The 21,252-nt window shown below is 60.0% G+C and carries 14 protein-coding genes; 13 read left to right on the forward strand and 1 reads right to left on the reverse strand.

The annotated features are described in order from the left end of the window. Window positions 1–6: 6 nt before the first annotated feature. On the forward strand, window positions 7–1,440 hold the full coding sequence (locus tag OXS31_RS16210) for a hypothetical protein (protein ID WP_267400424.1): 1,434 nt from the start codon (window positions 7–9) through the stop codon (window positions 1,438–1,440). A 19-nt stretch (window positions 1,441–1,459) separates the two neighbouring features. After that, window positions 1,460–5,944, forward strand: a complete 4,485-nt coding sequence (locus OXS31_RS16215) for an LPD1 domain-containing protein (RefSeq protein WP_267400426.1) — start codon at window positions 1,460–1,462, stop codon at window positions 5,942–5,944. A gap of 20 nt (window positions 5,945–5,964) precedes the next feature. Here the strand turns inward: OXS31_RS16215 and OXS31_RS16220 are convergent, their stop codons facing one another. Beyond that, window positions 5,965–7,224, reverse strand: coding sequence for a hypothetical protein (locus tag OXS31_RS16220; RefSeq protein WP_267400428.1), 1,260 nt, complete (start codon window positions 7,222–7,224; stop codon window positions 5,965–5,967). Between the two features lie 372 nt (window positions 7,225–7,596). On the opposite strand from OXS31_RS16220, the gene OXS31_RS16225 reads away from it, so the two are divergent. The 11 genes from OXS31_RS16225 (at window position 7,597) to OXS31_RS16275 (ending at window position 21,250) form a co-directional block, all read left to right on the forward strand. Next, entirely contained in the window at window positions 7,597–8,352 is a 756-nt protein-coding gene (locus OXS31_RS16225; RefSeq protein WP_267400430.1) for a DotI/IcmL family type IV secretion protein, read from the forward strand. Continuing rightward, the gene (locus tag OXS31_RS16230) at window positions 8,349–9,335 is read left to right on the forward strand and encodes a DotH/IcmK family type IV secretion protein (protein ID WP_267400432.1); all 987 of its coding nucleotides are present in this window, start codon (window positions 8,349–8,351) and stop codon (window positions 9,333–9,335) included. Before OXS31_RS16225 ends, OXS31_RS16230 begins: the two co-directional genes overlap by 4 nt. 5 nt (window positions 9,336–9,340) lie before the next feature. Then, complete coding sequence (locus OXS31_RS16235) at window positions 9,341–10,615, forward strand: DotG/IcmE/VirB10 family protein (protein WP_267400434.1); 1,275 nt, start codon at window positions 9,341–9,343, stop codon at window positions 10,613–10,615. A gap of 7 nt (window positions 10,616–10,622) precedes the next feature. Next, on the forward strand, window positions 10,623–12,128 hold the full coding sequence (locus tag OXS31_RS16240; RefSeq protein ID WP_267400436.1) for a hypothetical protein: 1,506 nt from the start codon (window positions 10,623–10,625) through the stop codon (window positions 12,126–12,128). 110 nt (window positions 12,129–12,238) lie between these two features. Then, window positions 12,239–12,781 carry a hypothetical protein gene (locus OXS31_RS16245; protein ID WP_267400438.1) on the forward strand — a complete coding sequence of 181 codons (543 nt, stop codon included), beginning with the start codon at window positions 12,239–12,241 and terminating at the stop codon, window positions 12,779–12,781. 12 nt (window positions 12,782–12,793) lie between these two features. Next, complete coding sequence (locus OXS31_RS16250) at window positions 12,794–13,207, forward strand: hypothetical protein (RefSeq protein WP_267400440.1); 414 nt, start codon at window positions 12,794–12,796, stop codon at window positions 13,205–13,207. Window positions 13,208–13,216: 9 nt separating this feature from the next. Next, window positions 13,217–13,927 carry a hypothetical protein gene (locus tag OXS31_RS16255; RefSeq protein ID WP_267400442.1) on the forward strand — a complete coding sequence of 237 codons (711 nt, stop codon included), beginning with the start codon at window positions 13,217–13,219 and terminating at the stop codon, window positions 13,925–13,927. Next, the gene (locus OXS31_RS16260) at window positions 13,924–15,261 is read left to right on the forward strand and encodes a hypothetical protein (RefSeq protein WP_267400444.1); all 1,338 of its coding nucleotides are present in this window, start codon (window positions 13,924–13,926) and stop codon (window positions 15,259–15,261) included. Before OXS31_RS16255 ends, OXS31_RS16260 begins: the two co-directional genes overlap by 4 nt. 12 nt (window positions 15,262–15,273) lie before the next feature. Beyond that, entirely contained in the window at window positions 15,274–17,346 is a 2,073-nt protein-coding gene (locus OXS31_RS16265) for an ATP-dependent helicase (RefSeq protein ID WP_267400446.1), read from the forward strand. Beyond that, window positions 17,346–20,477 carry a hypothetical protein gene (locus OXS31_RS16270; protein WP_267400448.1) on the forward strand — a complete coding sequence of 1,044 codons (3,132 nt, stop codon included), beginning with the start codon at window positions 17,346–17,348 and terminating at the stop codon, window positions 20,475–20,477. The genes OXS31_RS16265 and OXS31_RS16270 overlap by 1 nt, the downstream gene beginning before the upstream one ends. 482 nt (window positions 20,478–20,959) lie before the next feature. Further along, window positions 20,960–21,250, forward strand: coding sequence for a hypothetical protein (locus OXS31_RS16275; protein WP_267400451.1), 291 nt, complete (start codon window positions 20,960–20,962; stop codon window positions 21,248–21,250). Window positions 21,251–21,252: the final 2 nt, after the last annotated feature.

Below are 21,252 nucleotides of genomic sequence, written 5' to 3' on the forward strand. Positions count from 1 at the left end.
GATCGTATGAACGCGCGAGCCGAGACTGAGGCGCCATTCCAACAAAGTCTGGTGGAGCTGGAGCAGATGCTGATGGAGGAAGACGCCCAGGCCCACATTCAGCCGGACCCGGAGATAACCGAACTTCCTGTGAATCATCCCGCTAGCGAGCCAGGGCCCGAACTCCATGACCTGGAAGCCGAATACGCTTTCATCGATGAGCAGCTGGCTACGAACCCGACGGAGTCTCTTCAAACGCAGCCCAAGGAGGAGCAGGTAGAGGCCTTGCAGGATACGCCTGCACTGGTGCCTGACGCCCCCCTGGTTGAGGATCGCGTCGAGGCGCTGGCACGTGAGCTCCTGGAAGTGCTCACTCCAGAGGAAGCTCTCGCTGTCATGGATAACGACTTTGATCTCGGTTTGGGTGACGCCGACGCCGAGTATGACGTTGCGGCGATTCAGGCACTCTTTCGTCAGGAGACGGGGGAGCAGGGTGGTCCCGATGACGAGATGGGCCTGGAGCACACTGCCGATATCGGGCCAACCACTGACGAGTTCGACGCCCTGCTGGCCGATGAAGCGGACCAGGGCGCGCCGGCGCAAGCGGAAGCCGCGGCAGATCATGCCAACCTGCAGGCATTGTTGAGCGGGTTCGGCGGATACGCCACAGCGCGAGAGTTCGCGAAGTCGGGATCATCTTTCAAAGAAATGCACGAGACACTGGCGGCGAGCCATGCACCGCTTTCCGATGCTGACTTCCCCAGTCACCCTGCGCAGTCACTGCGGGGAGCAATTCCCCATGCGGCGATTGCGCCGTCGCATGGGGCGAGCGTGCCGCCCCAAACGCAACAGGACTTGCAGCCGATGTCGCTCATCAGTGGCATCGCGACCCTCGGTGCGAAGACGCTGTACAACCTGGCGAACCTCACCAAGACGGGTTCCGACGCTCTCATTGAGCGAGTACATGCGCATCGCTTTCAAAAGCAGGCAACAGCGTTCAACGACACGTTCGAGAAGGTCGAGGCAGCGTTGCTCGCTATCAACGACGCTACCAGGGACAGCGTCGTGCCTACCGATGATCTGGCGCAACGGAAGCAAGGGCTTCAAGGCTACCTCGCCGGCGAGGATGGTCAGGCGCGCCTGCAGCAGCTGGTGCTCGCGTCGAATGATCTCGAGCAAGCAGCGCGCGCGCTGACACGGGCGGGGATTAATAGCGGAAAAGATGAAGACGAAATCTTCGGCATGACCGCCTCGCGGATTGCCGATCTCACCGAACGCAATCGCCAGCTTCTGGAAGCGATCGATCACAACGGCAAGACCCTTCTCGAACGTTTCGACAGCATGGTCAACAACATCTTCAAGGTGCTGGGTAGCGGCCTGACTCGCATTGCTCGAATGATCCAGGACTCTATGCCGCAGCAGAAAGCCGTTGATGTCGCTACCGGCCCTGCGCCTCACTGATCAATAGAAGGGCAGGGCGATGAGCCAGCTTCCGTCACTATGGGGGACGCACCGAGAAGCACGTTTTGATGCCTTTCTGGTGCGTAATACCTTTATCACTCTGGTGGCGGACGCGCCCGCCGGCTGGGAACCTCGGTTGGCAGCGCTCGAGTTCCGACGCCTGCAGAATGGCTGGGCGCGCAAGGGCGTGCTCGGCCAAGCAGATTACGAGTATCTGTCTCCGGACATTCAACTGATCGGCTTCCGCACCGAGCAGTTAGAGGAAATGGCCACCGTATCGCCGGGGTACCAGAGCGTGCCATACGACGTGCAAGATTCTCTGTTGCGTCTTTGGCAGCGTGCCGACGCTCCAGTCAGCAGGCTGTTATCGATGGAGCACGGCCGAACCTTCAGTCGTGCAGAAGCCTGGTCGGTGATGGAAGCCGCGTTGGAGGGCGCTGCCACGCCGGAAACTGAGACGATCTACGGCCTCGCGCAAGCCGACCTTCGTCGAGCAAATGCCTACTCGCCACCCGCTGACCAGTTCTTTTTCAAAATTGGGCTGACTGCTGAGGTGGCTTCCCTTCGCGTAGAGTCGCCGACCGAAACACCAGGGCCGGCACCAGGCGCGCGAATTCGATGGACCGTGGGTACTGAAACCCGAGAGGGCCGTGTCGCCTCCTCAGCCAAGACCGCGGCAGCCGGCGGGATGTGGGTGCACAGCGATGCCGTCAACTGGGTAGGTGGATACCCGCTCTCAGTGCCGATCTGGGTACCACTCAGCGCTGTGATCCATCCTGGCTATGACACCCAAACGCCCCGCACTGTGGAACAAGAACAGCTTCCAGTCGACCCGGACCGGAGCCTTGCAGCTCCTGTCGTGGGCGGGCCCACCCATTTCCGTCTGCTCGAGCAGCTGGCGCTTCAGAGCGCCAGCAAGCACTTGTCTTTCGACCACTGGAATCGTGGCAACAACGCCATAGTCGAGCGCTTGCGCCTGGACCAGGGTGGGGAACCGCTCGGCGACCTGGTCGCGTGGGTCAACCAGCTTGAAGATGACCTTTCGACCCTGAGCCAGAAGGTGTACGGGCCCGGGCCAATCGGCTTTGGCTTGATCGGCCGGCATGTCGAGACCGCCGACGGTGCGCTCGCCATTCGCTACTTCGTCGCGCCTATGATTGAGCTCAAGTCTGTTGGGATGACCGCCTTCTCACCGGACCTGGCAGCGCCCGCGGAAATGGACCATTCACCAGCGCCGGGCGGCCAGCTCGGCCGCGCGCTGGATATCGTTGGCGCCGCGGATGCAGCGGAAGCGCTTCGTGCTGAGCGACAGCAGGCCATCGAGTCCAGCGCCCGCGAGCTGGCGAGGATCGCGGGTAAGCAGGGGATCATGGTCCCGGATCGAGAGCTGACGGTCGATGGAGATCGTTTCTGGGCACCGTTCGAGCGCGCCACTGGCGGGCAGCTGACGCGGGAGGCAATGCTGCAGGCGCTTTCGATCAAGCTGAGGGGAACGCCGGATCTGACCGCTCAGCTTTCCGTACGAGGTATGCGCAGCGACTTCTTCCAGTCCGTGCAGGTCCAGGCTGCAGGTCTAATCCACAACGTCGACGTCGCGATTCATGCGCTCAAGGTTCAGCTAATTGATCTCGACGAAGTTGTTGCGCATTCGGCGGCGGGCCGATCGCTTCAGGGCGAGGACGCTAGAGCGATTTCCCGCACCGCAGCATCGCGTCATGAGGTTCAAGTGGTGTGCCCGGCGACGCTCCATCCTGGAGCTATGCCAGCGCTCGCAGGTGTCTCGCTGCGTTTCGAGGATCGTACCTACAACCAGCTGCAGACCCGAGCGTTGCTCGATTCGGAGGGCGAGGCCCAGATTGCTTACGTGAAAGCTTTGGAAGGCCTCCGGCCGTTGGCGACCCCGGCTGCCCAGAACGTTATCAAATTCGCCGTGCAGGCGGTTTCCGGGCGCGATCTCTACGACGAAGCTGCCAAGTCTCCGGAAATTCTGCGCGCTATTCCGCGCATGGAGCTCGAGGAGCGCGTCGCGGCGGAGCTCTCTCGCCAGGGGCCCCGATTCTCCAAATTCTCGATCGCCTTCCAGGGCCGGATCGCAGCGGCGATCGCAAAGGAAATCACGGTAGATGGCGTTCAGGGTGCCGTGATCCTGATGACAACCAATCGCTATTACATGAGGCCGGTGCGGATCGACCCGTCCATTGCATCGTCGAGTCGCCTGGCGGTCATGGGTTCTGCCCTGGCCACCTTCAAGAGCGGCCAGCGCAAGCGGGGCACCTACTGCTTCATCGACGGCATAGCGATCGCACAACCGCAGCTCGTAGCCCGGCTGGACGCTGATCCCATTACTTTCAAATCGCCGGAAGGTCCGCGGCCGGGTCGAACGGGCGATTACCAGGACACCGGCGACGTGGCGGGCCTGGCGGCCAAGGACATTAGGGGGTTCAAACGTCACGAGCTGCTCGACAAAGCGTCGGCGATGAACGATCAGCAACGGCTGAAGTACGTGTCGAAAGATCTCATCTGGCCGCGCAAGGCGATGGCAGAGCTCCGAGAGAATGGCGTCGAAATCGGCGTCGCGTACCTCTACGACTTAGTGTGGAAAGCACTGCCGAAAGCCCCGAAGTCAGTCAGCTGGCTGCACGTTGAGGCGTTTGTGCACCTTGTGACGACGTTCCGTGAAGAACTCACTGCGTCGCTCGACCTGCCGCTTGGAATCCACACCGGAAGTGGGACCTTCCTGCACGTGATCAAGAAAGCTGGTGAGCTGGCGTTCAATCAGGGATCTTCCGTCGGCCAGGCTTACTCAGTGCGGGACGTGCGCGTCGGCCGGTACGGCCTGTGGCTCAGCAACTTCGTCCCTGAGATGGACTCCAGGTTGTTCCGCGACCTGAAAAAGCTGGATTGGGCTGACCTGATCAAGACGCCCGCCCGTGTGGCATCCAGAACGCCGGCAAGCCGCGTGCAGAAAGATGAGGTGGTGCGCGTCGGCCCGGACTATCGCGCCGGAAAGTCGGTCACCGGCGAGGATTTCATCAGGACGTTCGGATTCTCCGGTGTGGAGTATGGCAACTGGACGACCCAGAAGGAGAGAGAGCGCCACCTCAACCTGGCCTACGACTCGATGATGGATTTCGCAAGGGTCATGGATTGGGATCCCCTTGCGCTCAGCCTCGGAGGCCGGCTCGGGCTGTGCATCGGCTCCCGGGGCAAAGGCGGGGCAAACCCTGCCAATGCTCACTTCGAGACCGTCAACCAGGCGATCAATCTGACACGTATGCGCGGTGATGGATTTCTGGTCCACGAGTACATCCATGCAGTCGCCAACCACTTTGGCCGATTGGCGACAGGCACCCCGCAAGACATCATGGACACCTTCGGCTACAGCCTGCGTAAAGAAGGCGCGGTGCCGAAGGTTCCGACTACGCTGGCGCTGCGGGAGCCTGTACTCAAGGCGTTTCATCAGCTCCTGGTGGCGATCATGCGCTCGCCTGCGCCAGGCGCTGATGCGAGCAGTATCGGAAGCTTTACGGAGCAAAGCGCGCTGCTGTCCGCTTCGAAAGAGGTCGATGGTCCAGGTAAAGACTATTGGGCTCAGCCGGCCGAATTGTTCGCACGGACAATGGAGACTTGGTTCAAGGAGACGGTGGCGAACAAGAGCGAGCGCAACGACTACCTTGTTTCCGCTTCCAAATCCCCAGGCGGGGTATACCCCTCGCGGGAGCACCTCGAGGTCCTCGAGCCCTACATCCAGGCTTGGGTAACGGCCATCCAGACTGAGCACCGACTGATCCAGCACCCATTCCTGGGTGAGCTCAGCATGCCCATCCTCAATTCTGAATGGCAAAGCCGCACGCCAATGGCACCGGCAGACCTGCGTGACTTCGCCGCGGTGGAATTGGAGCGTCTTTTCGGCGAGCGGGCACCAGACTTCCGCGTGACCACCAGCGGCACCGCCGGCGCGTACCATCTGGGGCGGCATCTCATCGAGCTGAACTCAGCCTGCGCGGATAGGGACACGTTCTATCACGAGGCCTGGCACGCGGCGCACGACGTGCTCCTGACCTCATCAGAGCAGCAGCTCCTGGCGAAGCTATTCGCACCCTCCGGCAAGCTCGCGTCCAGAGTGGCCAGCCTGATGGTCGAGCATGGGCAATCCCAAGCTCTGGCTGGCTTGGAAGACACACGCGATGTCCAGGCCTACGCCTTCCAGCTTTGGAAGGCAGGGCACTTCCATTTCGACCGGGCGAAGCAGGGCCAATCCTTCGAGAAGGTGGATGCTTTTATCGCCGGCTGCGCGGACGTAGTCGATTTGCTGGGCGGAGAACAAGCCGCGGAGGAACTGTTCAAGCGCTTTGCGGAAGGGGAGCTGAAGGTACGGGACGGTGCGGCCGCCGCATCCGCGCCAGCTATGGCGCCCCTGGTAGATATGGAGTGGGATGCCGCCGACGTGTTGGTATGGGACCTACCCACATCAACACGTCATGAAGGCCCAGGGCTACGGTAGCCACCAGGCTACGTCGGTGGCTACTGAACGATCTTCGGCAGTACCGACGTGCTGCCGAGCTGATCCCAGTCTTCCCCGATGGGAAGTCCAGCAATCACCTCAACCTTCGTATCCGGCTTGCGGAAGGTAACGAGAGGAGTGCCGAGGCCCGGGTTGGAGCTGCTCACCTGGTGATAGAGGAGCAACGCCTTCTTGGCGCGGGCATAGTCGTCTGGGGTCAGGGCCTTGAGCGCCTCAGCATGATCGATCCCGGCGAGTTTGCCCGTCATGGCCTGGTCGAGCAGTACAGCCGCCTGTGCCGGGTCGCTTTGCTGGGCTTTTAGGATCAACGCCACGATTGGCCATGTCTCCTCACGGGTATAGAGCGGAATCCAGTTGAAGCGGATCCCGTAGGCTTGCGCCAGCGTCTCCCGCTTCGCGTACAGCTCGCGGCACCTCGGGCAGTTGGGATCCAGCAGCACATTCACCTGCTTGCCAGGCGCCTTCTCTGTGATAGCCGGCAGCTGTTCCATATCCGCGATCAGCTGCTCGCGCTGATCCACAGGGGCTGTGGTCGTCGGTGCGGCGGCTGGCGGTGGCGAGGTCTGCGCCAGCGGTTGACGGGGGACTACCCGCGTATTGTCAGATTGCTGCTGGCGCGGCGGCATTGGTACGGCGCTGTCTTGCTTCGGCAGAAGCCCACTCGCCTGCAATTGCTCGCGTTGCGCCTGCAGCGCGGCCTGGACGTCATCCATGGCCTCGACGCCGATCTTGCTGCGCTTGTCCATGAGGGGGCCATTTAGAAAATGTTGGCCGTCGGGCAGGACGTAGACGAAGCCACGGGAAGCAGGCTGAGCCTCATCGGCAAACAGCTCGACCTCGCGCAGGCACACGCCGGCGTCGAGCGGATATTCAGACGTCGCGTCGATGACCTTCATCTTGGGCAACAGCCTTTTAAGCAGTGCTTCTGCTTCCGCCTGGTCGGCGATGAAATCACAGCTGGATTCTGCGGATCCGCCTTTGACCGTCTCGATCGCGCCGTCTGCTTCTGTCGGCCTCTGAACCTGCACGATCCGAGGGTGAGCCGGGGAATCTTTGGCCACCAGGGCCGGGAGGCCTTCTGCGAGGTTTAGCGCAGTTGGCGGCGTCTCATGCCGGCCGATCAGGTAGCCGATGCCGCCCACCGAAAAGCACACGCCAACGCCTATGAGCACCCCAAAGGCCAATGGCTTCAGGTACCCGGACCTTACGCCTGCACCGTCCGACTCTGGACGCTTGTCTTCTCCACTACCTGCAGCCATCGAAGGCCTCCTTTGATTGCAAAAGTACACGGTAGAAAAATACTACACCGAATAGAAATTCGCTGCTACGATGTGTAGCAAATCAATGAGGCCGGTCATGCATCTAGGGACTTTTGTTGCCTCGCTGCCCCACGGAGAGCGACAGCGCTTCCGGGTGGAGCTGGCGAAAGCGCACGGGAAATCGGTCGCGCTCATCCGCAAGTGGGAGAACGACCCGCCGCCCGCGGACTGGGACGCGGAGAAGGTTCGGCGCATGAGTAGGCGTCACCCCTCTGATCTGCAGAGCATCCAGATCACGGAGCGGGCAACTGGACACCAGGTGAGCAGGCAGGACTTAAGGCCAGAAGTTTGGCCGGTAGAGGTAGCAGCAGGATGAGTAAGCAGGCGGCAAAGCAAGACGGGCAAAAGCCGACATCGGAAAAGGCATCTGCTGCAGCAGCTAAGGCTGGTGCAGGCGATGCCGAGATGCAGGCCCTTATCGACCGACTCGTCAATATCTACGGCTTTGAGTACATGCTGAGGCTTGCTGCAGTCGCTCGCGAAGAGCTGACGCGAAAGCATCGGCTGATCGTGGTGCTGGTCGTGCTGCTCACCGCCTGCGTGATAGGAAACATCGTCCAATACCAGTTCCGGCCTGAGCCCAAGGTGATATCGGAGACAGTGGACGGAAGGATTCGGGAGCTTCCCACCCTGGACCAGCCGCTGATGACGACGCCAGAGGTGATCTCCTGGGCGGAGCGCTGCGTCGTGGACATGTACGACCTGGCCTATACGAACTGGGCAGCTCATCTGCAGAGCGAAAGGACGCTGTGTCTTTCCGACGTCTCGCGCAAGGGCTTCACCGACTCCCTCAAACAGATCGGCGTATTGAGCTACCTCAGTACCGAGTACCAGGGCGTGCTCAGCGCGTCGCCACGCCGGACCATTCTGCGCAGTCACGAGCGGAACAAGGACGGCTACTACCAGTGGATCCTGGCCGTGCCGTATCGCCTCTCGATTGACGGAAAGCGCACCGGCGCGCTCGAGCTGACCATGATCATGAAGATCCGCCGCGTCAGCTTGAACGTGCGTGAAAAGGGCGTCTGGATCGAGACCTACACGATCGTCCCAGGGATGCTGTCCCGATGAGCCGGATTCTGCTAACCGCGGTGCTCGCGATCGCGGCCCACTCTGTCTTCGCCGAAGATCAACCTGCAGCAGCAGACCGGGGCCAGGTTTCTGAGCGCGCGGACGAAATGCTGATGGCAAGCCCGGCAGAAGTGCTGCGGATCCGAGGGAAGTTTCAGGATCGGCAAGCCGCGAAGGCCGCGCCTGTCCAGCACGATTACGACGAGGCCATCGACCAGAATGTCCTGAGCATTGAGGACCTCTTCGATATCAAGCTCGAGCCCGACGCCCGGCCGCCGCAGGTGTTCATCAGCAAATGGCAGAGCACGGCCATCTCGTTCGTCGACGCCTACGGCAAGCCTTGGCCGATCCGACACATTGGCAGCTTTCTGGACGGCAAGGTGCTGATCGAGAAGGCCGTCCCAGAAGGCGAGAAGGCGAAGGGTAAAGACGACGCAGGTTCCACCGGTGGGATCGATATCAACGACCCCCAGGCGGGTTCGATCACGGTCACAGCACTGCAGCAGGGCTTCGTCGGCAACTTCACCGTCTTCCTGGTGAACAACCCCACCCCTATCAGCATCACCCTGGTGACCAAGCCGGCGATGTACCACCGCTTGGCCACGATGCGAGTCGGTGCGCCTGGCCCGCAGACGAGCAAAGCGGATCTCTTCCGGGACAGCGGCATCACGTTGGGCACAGAGGCAGATGAAGGCCTCAATCATGCCCTTTACGGGGTATCCCCGGACGGTGCGGAGCTGATGGTCGTCGAGGGTGGAGAGGGCCGTGCCTGGAGCACCAAGGACGCGTTGTACCTGCAGACCCCTCTGGCTGTCTTCTCGCCCCAGATCCTGCGGACGTCTCCCGGCAATGGCAGGTACCACGCCTACAAGCTCGTCCCATCGTCAGTGGTCATGGCCACCAACGACGAAGGTCGCACCATAACGCTGCGCATCGCCCGACCGACCGGCGCAGACATTCTAAGCAGTAACGTCACGAAGTAAGCCGAATGGATATTAAAGACGACGAGTTTGATGACGGCTTTCGCTTGGATACTGACGGGCGGGATCGGATTGGGGGTGATACTGCCCATGTCGGCGCACCGCGCGGATTGAATGCGGCAAAGCAGATATTTGCAAAGTCCAATCGGAAGCGGTTGGGTTTCTCTATCTTCGCCGGGCTGTTGTTAATAGGCGCCGCAATCTGGGCCGTCTATGACGTCAATACCACCGATGCGCCGCAAGGTGGTCAAGCGGGTGTCACGCGTGCTGGCCGTATGCCTGCAACCGCACAGAACGGTGCCGCGTCGCTCCAGCAGCAAGAGACGGCTCAGGACTACAACAATCGGGTGCTTCCGGAAGAGCAACGGCTCAATCCGGCCGCGCATCCCATGATGGTGACTGAGCCCACGCCCGATCGCCAGATAAATGAAAACCCGTATGAACCGAAAAGCGACTTCAAGAGCCCGGAGAAAGTCTCTGAGATCGGAACCACTCAGCACGGGCAGCCAAGTACCGTCAAAGCGGCTAACAAACAGCCTGTCGATTACAAAGCAACTGACGACTTGATTCAAAAGCTGGTTGACAATGAGGATGAAAAGCCCAAGGCACTTAAGGTTGATTGGAACTACGCCAGTGCGGATCGCGACGGCAAAGTGCAGAAAAACAGTGGCGATGGTGTTGGGTCCGACGGAGCAGAAAACGCGGACACTACCGAGCCCAAATGTACGGTGGTGCAGCGCGCCGGGCAGACCGAGTTCGCAACACCTGATTTTGCGGTAAATAGCGATATCGGCGGCGATGTCTCTTTCACGATCCGTTCCGGTCCTAATGCCAACAGTCAGCTCATGGGCAAGTTCGAGCGCAAAGACGTTTGGTTGCGCATTCAGCTGGACAAGATGGTAACTAAGACCGAGACCCTTAAGACCCATGCTATTGCGCTCGATATCAACACCAGCATGAGTGCGGTAGAGGGCGATTTGGACAGCCATATTCTTTACCGCTACGGCTGGTGGGGTGTCGGTACCGTACTCAAAGCGATTGGCGAAGCAGCGCGAAGCAATGGCAATCAAAGCGTGATCATTGCGGACGGCGCGGTTGTAACAACTACGGCTCAAGACACTGCTCGTGAAATGAAGATGGCCTTGGGATCGTTAGGCAACGATATGGGCAGTGCATTTCAGGAGCGCCTTAAGCGCCCCATTACGGTATCGCTCAAAAAGACTGATCAAGTCGGAATCTTTTTCCTGGATGACGTTTGCTCGCGCAAAGTCAAAAGCCGGTAGGTAGCCCATGAACGCACATACACAAGAGCAAACCCGTCCGAAAGAGGACTTCGATTTTTTCGATGAGCTTCCCGATATCCCTCCGTCTGATCTGCACCAGCTTGAAGGTGCGTCGAACGAGCGCGAAGCCCCTTCCGCTTCTCGTACGCCTGCGGCGGAGCCGGTAGCAGAAGCACATCGCTATTCCGACGATGACACCCAGGACGAGATGGATGCGCTCGATACCCTGGATCTCGAGGTGGACGACCAAGAGCCTGCCGGGCAACCCGTAGCGAAATCCGGTCTGGATTGGAAGCTCATCGGTGGTGGTGTCGCCCTGGCAGTGCTCATGTTCGGGGGCTTGGGCGTTTTCGCCTACACGGTAGTCTTTCCGGAGAAGGCGACCGGACAAGGAATGGCGCCGATGAGTGCCAGCGACATTCATAACGAAGGTTCCATCGACGGGGCTCTGGCCAACTTCAATGCAAACCAAGTCGGCAGCAGCAGGCAGGCCAACGGCACCCCGGTGACCGAGCCGGTCGCCGACGCGGCAGCTGGCAAGGGCGGGGTAGCTGCCAGCCAAGGTGCTGTCGCTCAGGATCGCGCACCTGCTCCGGCAGCCAGCCGTCCGACCGACCTGGTCGTCACCTATGGAGCAGACAGATCCGCATCCTCCGCGGCTCCGGTATCGGCGCAGCCTGACAGCGAGGAGCAGATCTATGACCAAGCCCTCAACTCCCTTAAGGACACGAATGTCCCCGCTGCAGCCATCAAAATCGATACCGGCGTGGTCAGGGAGCAAGCGCGCGAGAACGACATGAAAGAGCTGCGGGCCACCGTGGACGCAACTCGCGGCGATCTGAATCAGATCCGCCAGGTAGTCGGTTCGCTCAAAGATCAGATAGGAACCTTGGGCGCAGCAATCGGCGAACGTGACAACGCGCAGAAGGAACTCCAGCAGTCGGTCAACAACCTTACCGCTGCCCTGAAGGAGCAGAACGCGAGCCAGGCCAGGCAGAGTAAAGACGTTGAAGAGGTGCGTAATGCCCTCAAAGGCTACGGCGCTGAGCTTAAAGAGCTGCAAGCCTCGGACCGCGCGGCAGTACGCGAGCGCATGGCCGCACGGCGTCAAGCGCCTGCACCCACTGCGCACCAGGCCAACAGTACAGCGATCGCTGACGTAGCCCCCGCGCCGGTCGCTCCCAAGCCTGCGCCAAGACCGCTCGCCGCCACTGGACCTGCACCGGCTATCGATCCCATCCAGCCGCGCTTCCAAGAGCGTGAAGTTGCTCAGCCAGTGCAACCGGCAGCAGTTGAGGCGCCCCGCGCAGTTGGCTGCGCCGCTGGTAGCCGCTCTGTGTCCGCAAACTGGAGGGTGAAGGGCGTCAATGAAACTTCGGCGTACTTGGTGCGTACCGATGGCACGGGCTTGTATGTACGCAAAGGCACTCCAGTAAGCGGCTTCGGCACGGTAACAGGCTTTGATCCGCAAACTCGTTCCGTTTGCACAACTGACGGCACTGTACCGCGTTGAGGGCCTGATAGATGCCTAGCTATAGCCGTAATGCGCTATTCCTGTTTCTCGCAGGGTCCAGTGAGTTCGCCAACGCTGATGGGCTATCTGGCCTGGATGGAATGGTCGGCGTGAGCAAGAGCATCGCCGATCTGTTCATCAGCTTGAGCAGCGAATATCCCGCGATGCTCCAGTTTATATACGTCGTTTTCGGGGCGATCGGCGTGGCCATTGGCGTGATAGGGCTTTTTCAACTGTTCGGGATAGGCAATCGGAATAGTGGTGAAGAGCCGGTATCAGTCAAGAAAGTTCTCTGGAAGCTGTTCGGCGGCGCATCCCTAATTGATCTTTCTCTGTGGTGCAGTGTTTGGTCGGATACGCTCTGGATGAACAAGAGCGACATCGGGATGGAATCCTATGTCGCTAGTGGCGGAGGCGATTACGGCCAAGCAGCGTTAATGGCGGCACTCGGTATCATCGTCATCGCGGGCGTAATAACGATGGGGCGCGCCTATATGTCCGCCGCGCAGATAGGGACAGTGTCTGGGAGGGACCGCAGTACCCTGGGATGGAACGTGATATCGCGGATTATCGCGGGCTCACTAATGATTTCATCCTTCCATGTAGCAAAATTGTTTGATAACTCTGCCAGCTTCAACTGGCTGCCCAACTAAGGAGTAGTAACGATGTTTATCAAGAAGCAAAAAATGGACAGCCAGAAGTCCAGCCTCCGGTTATTTGGTCGTTTCCTAATGAAATTCAAGGCGCTTCTGCCGGTGGTGTTTATTGCTGCATCGCCTTCGGCTCACGCAGTACAGCTTTCCACCTTCTTCAATAACATGACGTCGGAACTCAGTGCCGGAATGAAGTTCGGGCTGCTTCTTGCGTCCGCGGCCGGCATTCTTATCGGGGTGTTCTCACTGGTGTCATTCATGATCGCGAAGAAAAATCAGGAACCCGCCAAGTGGCAGATGTGGGGCATGGTAATCGGGGGCGTTATCTTGATCGCGCCACTGATCATGCTGGCAGTAGCAGGTTCGATCTCCGGCGGTGCTGGTGGCGCTGCTCAGACCTTCAACGATTTGGGCATCAGTCAGTAAGGGCATGTCATGAGCCTCGACCTCGATATCGGCACTGTCAAAAACGCTGAGTTGGCTGGACGGCTGATCCTGGGAGGATGGGCATCCAACGACAAGCTGGCGGCGCTCGGGCACAAGGTGCTCAAGCGCGACCAGTACCGGTGCCGAGGTTGTGGGTTCCAGAGCCGGGCATCCAAGCAGGTGCCCAGCGGCTATATGGTCCCGGTATGGGTTGACCATCCGGGTCTGCTACCACTGGATGTGGAGCAATCGGTTTGCCTCTGTCCGGTTTGTGCTTCAAGCCTCTCCATCAACTGGTCAGTGGATCCCCGCGGCGAGAAGGGAAAGGCGGCACGCGCACCTGGCATGCTGATCTATTGCCCGTGGCTCACTCAGGCGCAAGTCTCCTTGCTTGGGCTGCACGCCATTTCAATCAACGCCTCTCGCAAGATTGGCCAATCCAGTGCGCTCGACGCGGCTGCCCGGGATTTCGACGCCTCTGTCCAGGGACTGAACCATTCCCTGGGCGCAACGCTGCCGATCTACCGCGGTAAGGACAGCGAGTTTGCTCGTGCGCTATCCATGTTGCCGGAGCCGCTTTACAAACAGCGGGCTCAGCTCATCAAACACGTGCGGTTCTGGCCAGCGCTCGCGTATTGGGAGGCTCACGGCGCGTACTGGATGCAGGCCTCGTTCGCGTCCGTGCATCGTGAATACGCGGCGTTGCTGGAGGACCTGTGATGGACTCAGCGCGGAAGTTTCACGGAAAGCTGGGCGTCGCGCTGTTCGATCGAGCATCACCGTTCAGCAACGATGGCAACTGGGCCTGTGAGTATCAGGGCAGCCCGTTCGCCTTCAAATCGGCGAGTGACCTTCCGGGCGACACGCTCTGGGTCACCAATGCCGACTACGGCCTCATAGGAGACGCCGGCCTTCACCGAAAGCCGAACATCGCGCACGAGGGCTTTTTTCGCACCAAGCTCAGCCAGCTAGGGTTCGAGCTCGGCATCGGTGAATTGGATCTTGAGCACCAGGCGCGCCTGCTAGCCGACATGCTAGGTACCGCGTCGGCGATGGCGAAGGTTCAGCTCGGCCTCACCCAGCATCCGACCTTCGGGATAGCCAACGCAGTTGGCCAGCGATATGGCCTTCAGGAGCCGCCGGCCGAGTCCCGCATGCACCAGATAGCGAAAGCATCCGCGCAGCGGTACACAGCCTGCGCCCGGGACCGCGACCTGCAGCAGGGTGTCGAGCGACTCACCTTCTGGATCCCTCGGTTCGACTTTGCTCGGTCACTGCTGAACCTGCCGTTGCCGGCCAGTGACGACATCTCAGAGGTTGCGCTTCACCGGCTTCCAGGAAGCGGTAGGGATGCCCTCGAAGTGGCTTGCTGGGCTGAGGAAGAGCGGCTCCCGCTGTTCGCTCAGATATCCGTCGAGAGACTGGAGCAGAAGACGGGCAAGCTGCTGAATTACGGTTCAGGGGCGGACACCCTGAATGCTGGTTACGACGCCAGGAACATGCGCGAGTGGTGCGCGTTGCCTGAGCTCAAGGTCCTTGCCGCCGCAGGTGATGTCCGGCTGGAGCGCGTCGCTATCGCTTCTGGGTGGTTGAGGTCAGGACTCAACCTGTACGAGACCAAGCTCAGCCAGATCTCCCACTCCTACGGGATCGTGGCGGAAAACCTCTGGGTGGGCCTTACGCGCAGCCCGCGCAATGGATACGGAACCGGTGCCTCTCTCGGATCAGCCTGGATCCAGGCGCTGGACCGCATGCGCTGTCTGCGCATTGCCGAGATTCTCGACGCCGAGGGCTTTGACGTTTTCAGCTTCGGCTACGGCCGTATCCAGGTGACCTGTGCGCCGTCAGTGCGAAACCTCATTCCAACCGTCGCGCAACAGAACAACCTGTTGTACCCGGCTCGCCTGCAGGACCTGCCCCTGCCGACCTTCGATCGCCGGTCACCGCTGGATGTTGCCCAGCAGCTACTCACGCGGCACGACTACAGCAACATGAGCCGGGCGAACGCGCTGGTGCTCCAGGGCCTCGAGCAGGCTCGCAAAGAATTCGCTTAAGGGACACCCGCTATGGCGCTCAACCCTCAGCAAGACGCTGCCGTAAAACTTCCGATCGAAATGTCCGGAATCGTGATGGCAGGCCCCGGGTCTGGAAAAACGACGGTGATCGCCCATCGCGCTCTTGAGCTGCTTGCCCGTCTCCAGCCAGGCACCGTGCTGCAGATGCTGACCTTCAGCAACAAGGCCGCGGCCGAGATGAAGGCGCGCGTAAAGCGCCTCGGCGCGGCCAGGGACATCGAGGCCCTGCGGTTCGACACATTTCATAGCTTTGGCATGAAGCTGCTCAAGCAGGACCCTCAGGGCTATGACTTGCACGAGGGCTTCACGCTGCTGAATGACAGCGACGTCAAGCGCTCGATCCGTGCGAGCGCCAGGGCTGCGGGGCTTCCGAAAGACATCGCGGCTGGAGATCGCCGGCGGCTGAATCCGATGAACTGGTATCAGACGTGGAGCTTGGCCAAGCAGGCCGGTTACAACGTCATGAATGTCCAGAATCGCGCGGCGCTGGCGGGTCGGCTTGCGGCTGCACACTCGCTGAGCAACGAGGAGGAGGGGATCGCGCTATCCACGCTGCTGGCCTACGAGGTGGAGAAACGTCGGGCAAACGCCATTGACTTCGACGACCTACTTTTCCTGCCCTTGTTTCGCGTGGCGCACGATGAGGCTTACCGGGATCAGCTGCGCGCTGGCATAGGCGCCATCATCGTGGACGAGGCTCAGGACACAAATAGGATCCAGTACGAGCTCTGCAAGCGGCTCGCACTGGGCCACTGCGGTGTCACCCTGGTCGGCGATGACGATCAGTCGATCTACTCGTGGCGAGGAGCTGAAGTTTCCAACCTTCGCCGCTTCATCCGAGACTTCAGCGCGATCGAGCTACGGCTGGAGGAGAACTATCGCTCGACCCGAGAGATAGTGGCGGCCGCCAACCGGCTGATCGACAACAACCAGGACCGGTTGGACAAAACCCCTTTTTCGAACGGCGCTGACGGCTGTAAGCCAGAGTTTCTGGAAGCGGACGACAGCCGGGCGATGGCTGATCAGATCACGCAGCGCGTGAAGCAAAGCCTGGCGGCCGGGACGCCGGCCAGTGAGATCGCCGTGCTCTACCGGACCAACAGAATGGCGCAGGTGCTGGAGTCGAACCTACGGCGCGCCGGCGTTGATTATCACGTGGTAGGGGGCATGTCTCTATTCGCCCATTCGGAGATCGTTGCCGTCACCTCTGCCTTGCGGCTGGCGCGCAACGGTAAGGACGTCTTCGCACTGCACAATCTGGTCCCCTACATCGACGCGTTTGGCGAAAGCAGCTACCACCAGGTCGCCGATGTGATGAGCACAAATCCCACCATCGATCTGCACCGGCCGGAAACGTTGCCCGGTGGCAGCATGACAAGGAAGGCCTACACCGCACTCCAGTTTTTCCTCGAACAGATCCACGACGAGGTCGTGCTCAATGACACGGTTGAAGACTTTGTCCGCTGGTGCGTGAGCGGGCCAATGGCCCTCCTTGATCGGGAGAAGGACGAGCAGCTGCGCGAGCGTAAAGCGCAGCGGCTGGAGGCTCTCGTTGAAGACCTTTCCGCTGAGCTCGCAGAACGCCGGCAAGTGGAGCCGCAGCTGACGTGGCAGGACATCCTTATGGAGGTCGCGCTCCGTGACGCCAGGCAGACCGAGGCGGGTCGGCCACAGATCACCCTGAGCACGCTGCACCGCGCCAAAGGACTCGAGTACGGCGAGGTGCACATCGCCGGCGTCAGCGAGGGGCTCCTTCCTCTTGAGGCGGGCGGCGAGACCCTGGACGACGACGTCGGGGCCCAGCAAGTCGAGGAGGAGCGGCGACTCGCTTTCGTTGGCGTAACCCGGGCAAAGCAGCGATGCACGCTGTATCACGCCGATCGCTACTTCTTTCCCGGCGGCAATGATGCGCGCACCTACGCGCCTTCCCGCTTCATAGCCGAGCTCGGCCTTCAGCCAGCGTTGGCCAGCACCCTCAATACCGCTTACTCGGACGACTCCACCGACGACGAGTTTGCAGACGAATTTCGCGCGATGTTCCCGTCCGCGCTAAGGATGAGCTGATGCAGTACACCAAGATCGATCGCTTCATGGACGGCGTGGATGAATTCGTTCGGGGCGTCCGCGGCTGGACCAAGCGGGACCACACGCAGTTCTGGCCGATCGTATGCGCCCACAACGCGAATGTGCTCGCCTTGCACAACGGGTCCCTGCTGAGCGTGATCAAGATCAATGGCTATCTCGGCCAATACTTCAAATCGGACTTCGTCAATTTACGTAAAGAGTGGGAGCGCTTCTTCCAGATCAATGCGAAAGACAAGACCAGCGCGGGTTTCGATCTCTTCTGGTCCTACGAGTACGATCCGGATGGCATGAAAGACTTCACCCGCGAACAGCGGGTGCCCATGAAGCGTGCGGCTGAGCGCCGCGGACTCGATATCAGCGACATTCTCGACGAGGAGGCTGAGCTATATGGCTCGATCTGCGCACGCGAAACGCAGCTGCTCATGGTCGTGACGCACATCGATTCTCTGCCGAAAGCCAGCCACAGCAAGGCAAAAGGCGATGCGAAAAAGGATCGTGCCAGGCGGATCAAGGGTTCGAATGCAGCACGGACCGGCGTAGGTTTTCGCGCCTTGGACGTGACTCATGAGCAGCACGTGATGAAGGTCCTGACGCATTTGGGCAAGGCTGGACAGCACTACGACTTCTCCCGGCTTAACGCCTACGATGCGCTCTTCTCGATGCGGCACCATCTCCTTCCGGCGACGACCAAACGCGGGTGGCGCGCTCGGTTGACGATGAAGGACACGAAAATGCGGTCCACCGAGACCGTGAGCGCTGCAGAAAGACTTCGGGTGGAAAGCCGGTTGAAGCCGGCTGACTGGAGCGTCTGTATGCCCCCGCCGATCTTCAAACAGATGGTGCCGGACGGTGTTATCGACCTGGGCAAGTTTGTTGTGGTGGGCGAGCGTACATACGCACCTCTATTCGTCGACGAGCTGGCGACGGATCCAGAGCCTATCGAGAACTTGCTGGCCATGCTTTACCAGCGGCGACTGCCAGTCAGGATGGTCTTTAGCCTTACGGCGAACCACAAACAGGCCAACTACTGGAACCGTTTCTTCGCAAACGCTTTTTCGTTCATGTCCCAAACGAACAAGCAGATGAACCTGGCAGATAAGGGGCTGGAGCAATGGCGAGCCCACGACGGTGCGACCGTTGGGTTCGGTGTTGCCGCAGTGACCTGGGCGGCTACGGAGGTGACCTACGACCAAGATGGAGCTGCTGCCTACAAGGTCGAGCACATTCAGCAGCGTGCGAGCGACGTAGAGGTCCTACTGCAACAGTGGGGTGGCCAGCAGCTGACCTCCGTCTACGGTGATGGGGTCGAATCGCTGTTCAGCGCCACGCCCGGCTACATGATTCCGCCGGCATCGCCGCTCGCGCCTCAGACCGAGCGTGATGCGTGTACCCAGCTGCCTTTGATGCGGCCCGCCAAGCTATGGGACCCGAGGGAAGCCATCTGGATGCGAACATCCGACGGCATCCTCACGCCCTACACCCCGATGTCTAGCCGCCAATCTTCCATGATCAAAATCATCTTGGGGAGCATGGGCTACGGTAAGTCGGCTGACATCAGTGACACGATCTTCTACTGCGCAAATAACCCAAACCTTGCAGAGATGCCGTACATTCGCGGCATCGACTTCGGCGCAAGCTCCTCTGGCGTGATCGATATCATTCGTTCCTCGTTGCCGCCTGAGCAGCGCCACCAGGCTGTCTTTGAAGACTTTGACAACGACGGTCGTATCGTCAAAAACCTGATGGATACCCGACCCGGGTGCCGGTATCCGCTCGCTGATCACCGGGCATTTCTGAAGAACGTCTTCATGCTGCTTTGCGAAGACCTGGTCAAGGAAGCGGGCGCTAGTGCGATTGCTCCCATCATCGCCGCCGGCATCGATCGGGCTTACTACTCGTGCGACGCCCGCAATCCTGGCAGTACCTTTAAGCGCTACCTATCGGCACTGATGGGGCCCGATGTCCAAGCGGCCGTCGACCGGGCCGAGGTTGTTTTGGACGAGCACAGCACCTATTGGGAGGTAGTCGATGCGCTCATTGAGCGGTCGCTTGACACCAACGACGAGTCGCTCATGCATGCCGCTCGCCTGGTGCAGCGCCACGCCGTACCGGATGGTGCGGATCTGGTAGCGGCAGTCGCTGCCCTGGAAAGCCAGTTCAAAGATGCCCCTGAGTTGAACGGCATACCGCTTGTGAGAGCGATCACCAACTCGCTTACCAACGCGTTTCAGATGTTCAAATGTTTCAACGGGATTACGAATACCGATATCTCGGAGTCTCGGGTTTGTGTGTACGACATGAGTTCGGTATTCGGGCGTGGCGTAGGGCCCTTGGCGGACTGGGAGCGCGCCGTTTACTTTGCTGTTGCGCTACGCCTTCTTACCGAAGACCTATTCATCAAAGCGATCGAAACCGGCCAGGAGCTCCGAGAGCATCAGCAGAAACTGGGCATCTCCGACAGGATGCTGAAGTGGTATGCCAGCTACTTGGAGCGCCAAGATCAGATCACAAAGCTGTTCTGGGCCGATGAGCTACATCGCCTAGGAGTTGTGGAAGGGGCTTTGTCAATACTTGAGAGTCTGGCGCTCGAAGCACGAAAGTATGTTGTAGGTTTGATGCTCGGCACCCAGTTGCCCCAGCACATTCCTGCCGCCCTCTTACAGCTTGCAACAAGCGTCTTCATGTACGGCGCCGGTCAATCATCAGAAAATGCGACCGTATTGCAGAATCTGTTTGACCTGTCGGACGACGAACGGCAAATTGTGCTCGACATCACAAAACCAGACCCCCGAAAGGGTGCTGAAGTCTTCGTGATTCACAAGGTCGACTCCGGTACCCAGCGTCTCAAGCTCCACTCGAACATCGGGCGGATCAAGCTCTGGGCCTACGCCACCGGCGGCAACGAGCGGGCTCTACGGCGCTATCTCTACGAGAAAGGTCCGAGTACTCGCTGGGCACGCAAAGCGTTGGCGGACAATGTGTCCGATCTGCACCAAACGCTCGCGTACCGGCGAGAGCAACCGGGTAACGAACACAAACCGGAAGCTGACCTGGTTCGGGAGCTTGCCAAAGACTTGCTCGAAGGAAAAGCCGTCAAACGTTCGGCGTAAAGGACACGAAGATGCTAGTGACAGAATATCTCGTTGGCCGGTCCGGCCCCGAGGACGCCACAGACGTACCATGCCTGATTGTGCAATCTGTGTTGCCCCGTGATTGCAAAGTTGGCAGTGCCGAACTGTTGCCCAAAGTCGCAAGGCAGGACTTGGTGCTCGAGTTTCTCGATGAAGACAATGGCCCGGCGGAGTGGCTGTGCTTCCCCGACTTGCCCGCGGATGTGATCGAATTACTCCAGGGCGGTACTGCGATCCCTGTTGTTGACTGCAGTGACAAGAGCCGGGTCATGGCTCGTATCGCCCCAACTAAACTTGCACGGCATGGAGCCTGAGTGCAGTTAGCTATGGAAGGCCGCGTCAGCACGTTTCCGGTAATAATTGCGTCACGGAACGTGAACCTGTACAGGACTCAAGCGTCTGAGTCATAACCTGTAAGCGGGGCCAAAATGAGTGTAGTTGGGTTCAAGAGTATTGCAGCAATGGCACAAGAAACTATCGATCGTTGCAGGACCTTCGAGCGGCGCGGGCCGAAAGCCGCTTCGCTGATCAGCGTTAATGGTGCTCAGATCGACATCCGCCAGAAGGAAGTGGATTGGACGGACGTCCTGGCTGGCCGCCCCTGCGTCGACATGCGCAATGACAAGCTATTCGACCTCATCCCCTCGCCGCGGGCATCTATGCAGCAGCTGTTCCAAGAGCTGCATGACAAGGTGCAGAGCGTTGGCAACGGTGACACCGTATCCGCCAAGCGCGGGCCGCGGCTGGTCTGATA

The organism is Pseudomonas sp. GM_Psu_1 (assembly GCF_026544185.1).
In the GTDB taxonomy this organism is placed as follows: domain Bacteria; phylum Pseudomonadota; class Gammaproteobacteria; order Pseudomonadales; family Pseudomonadaceae; genus Chryseomonas; species Chryseomonas oryzihabitans.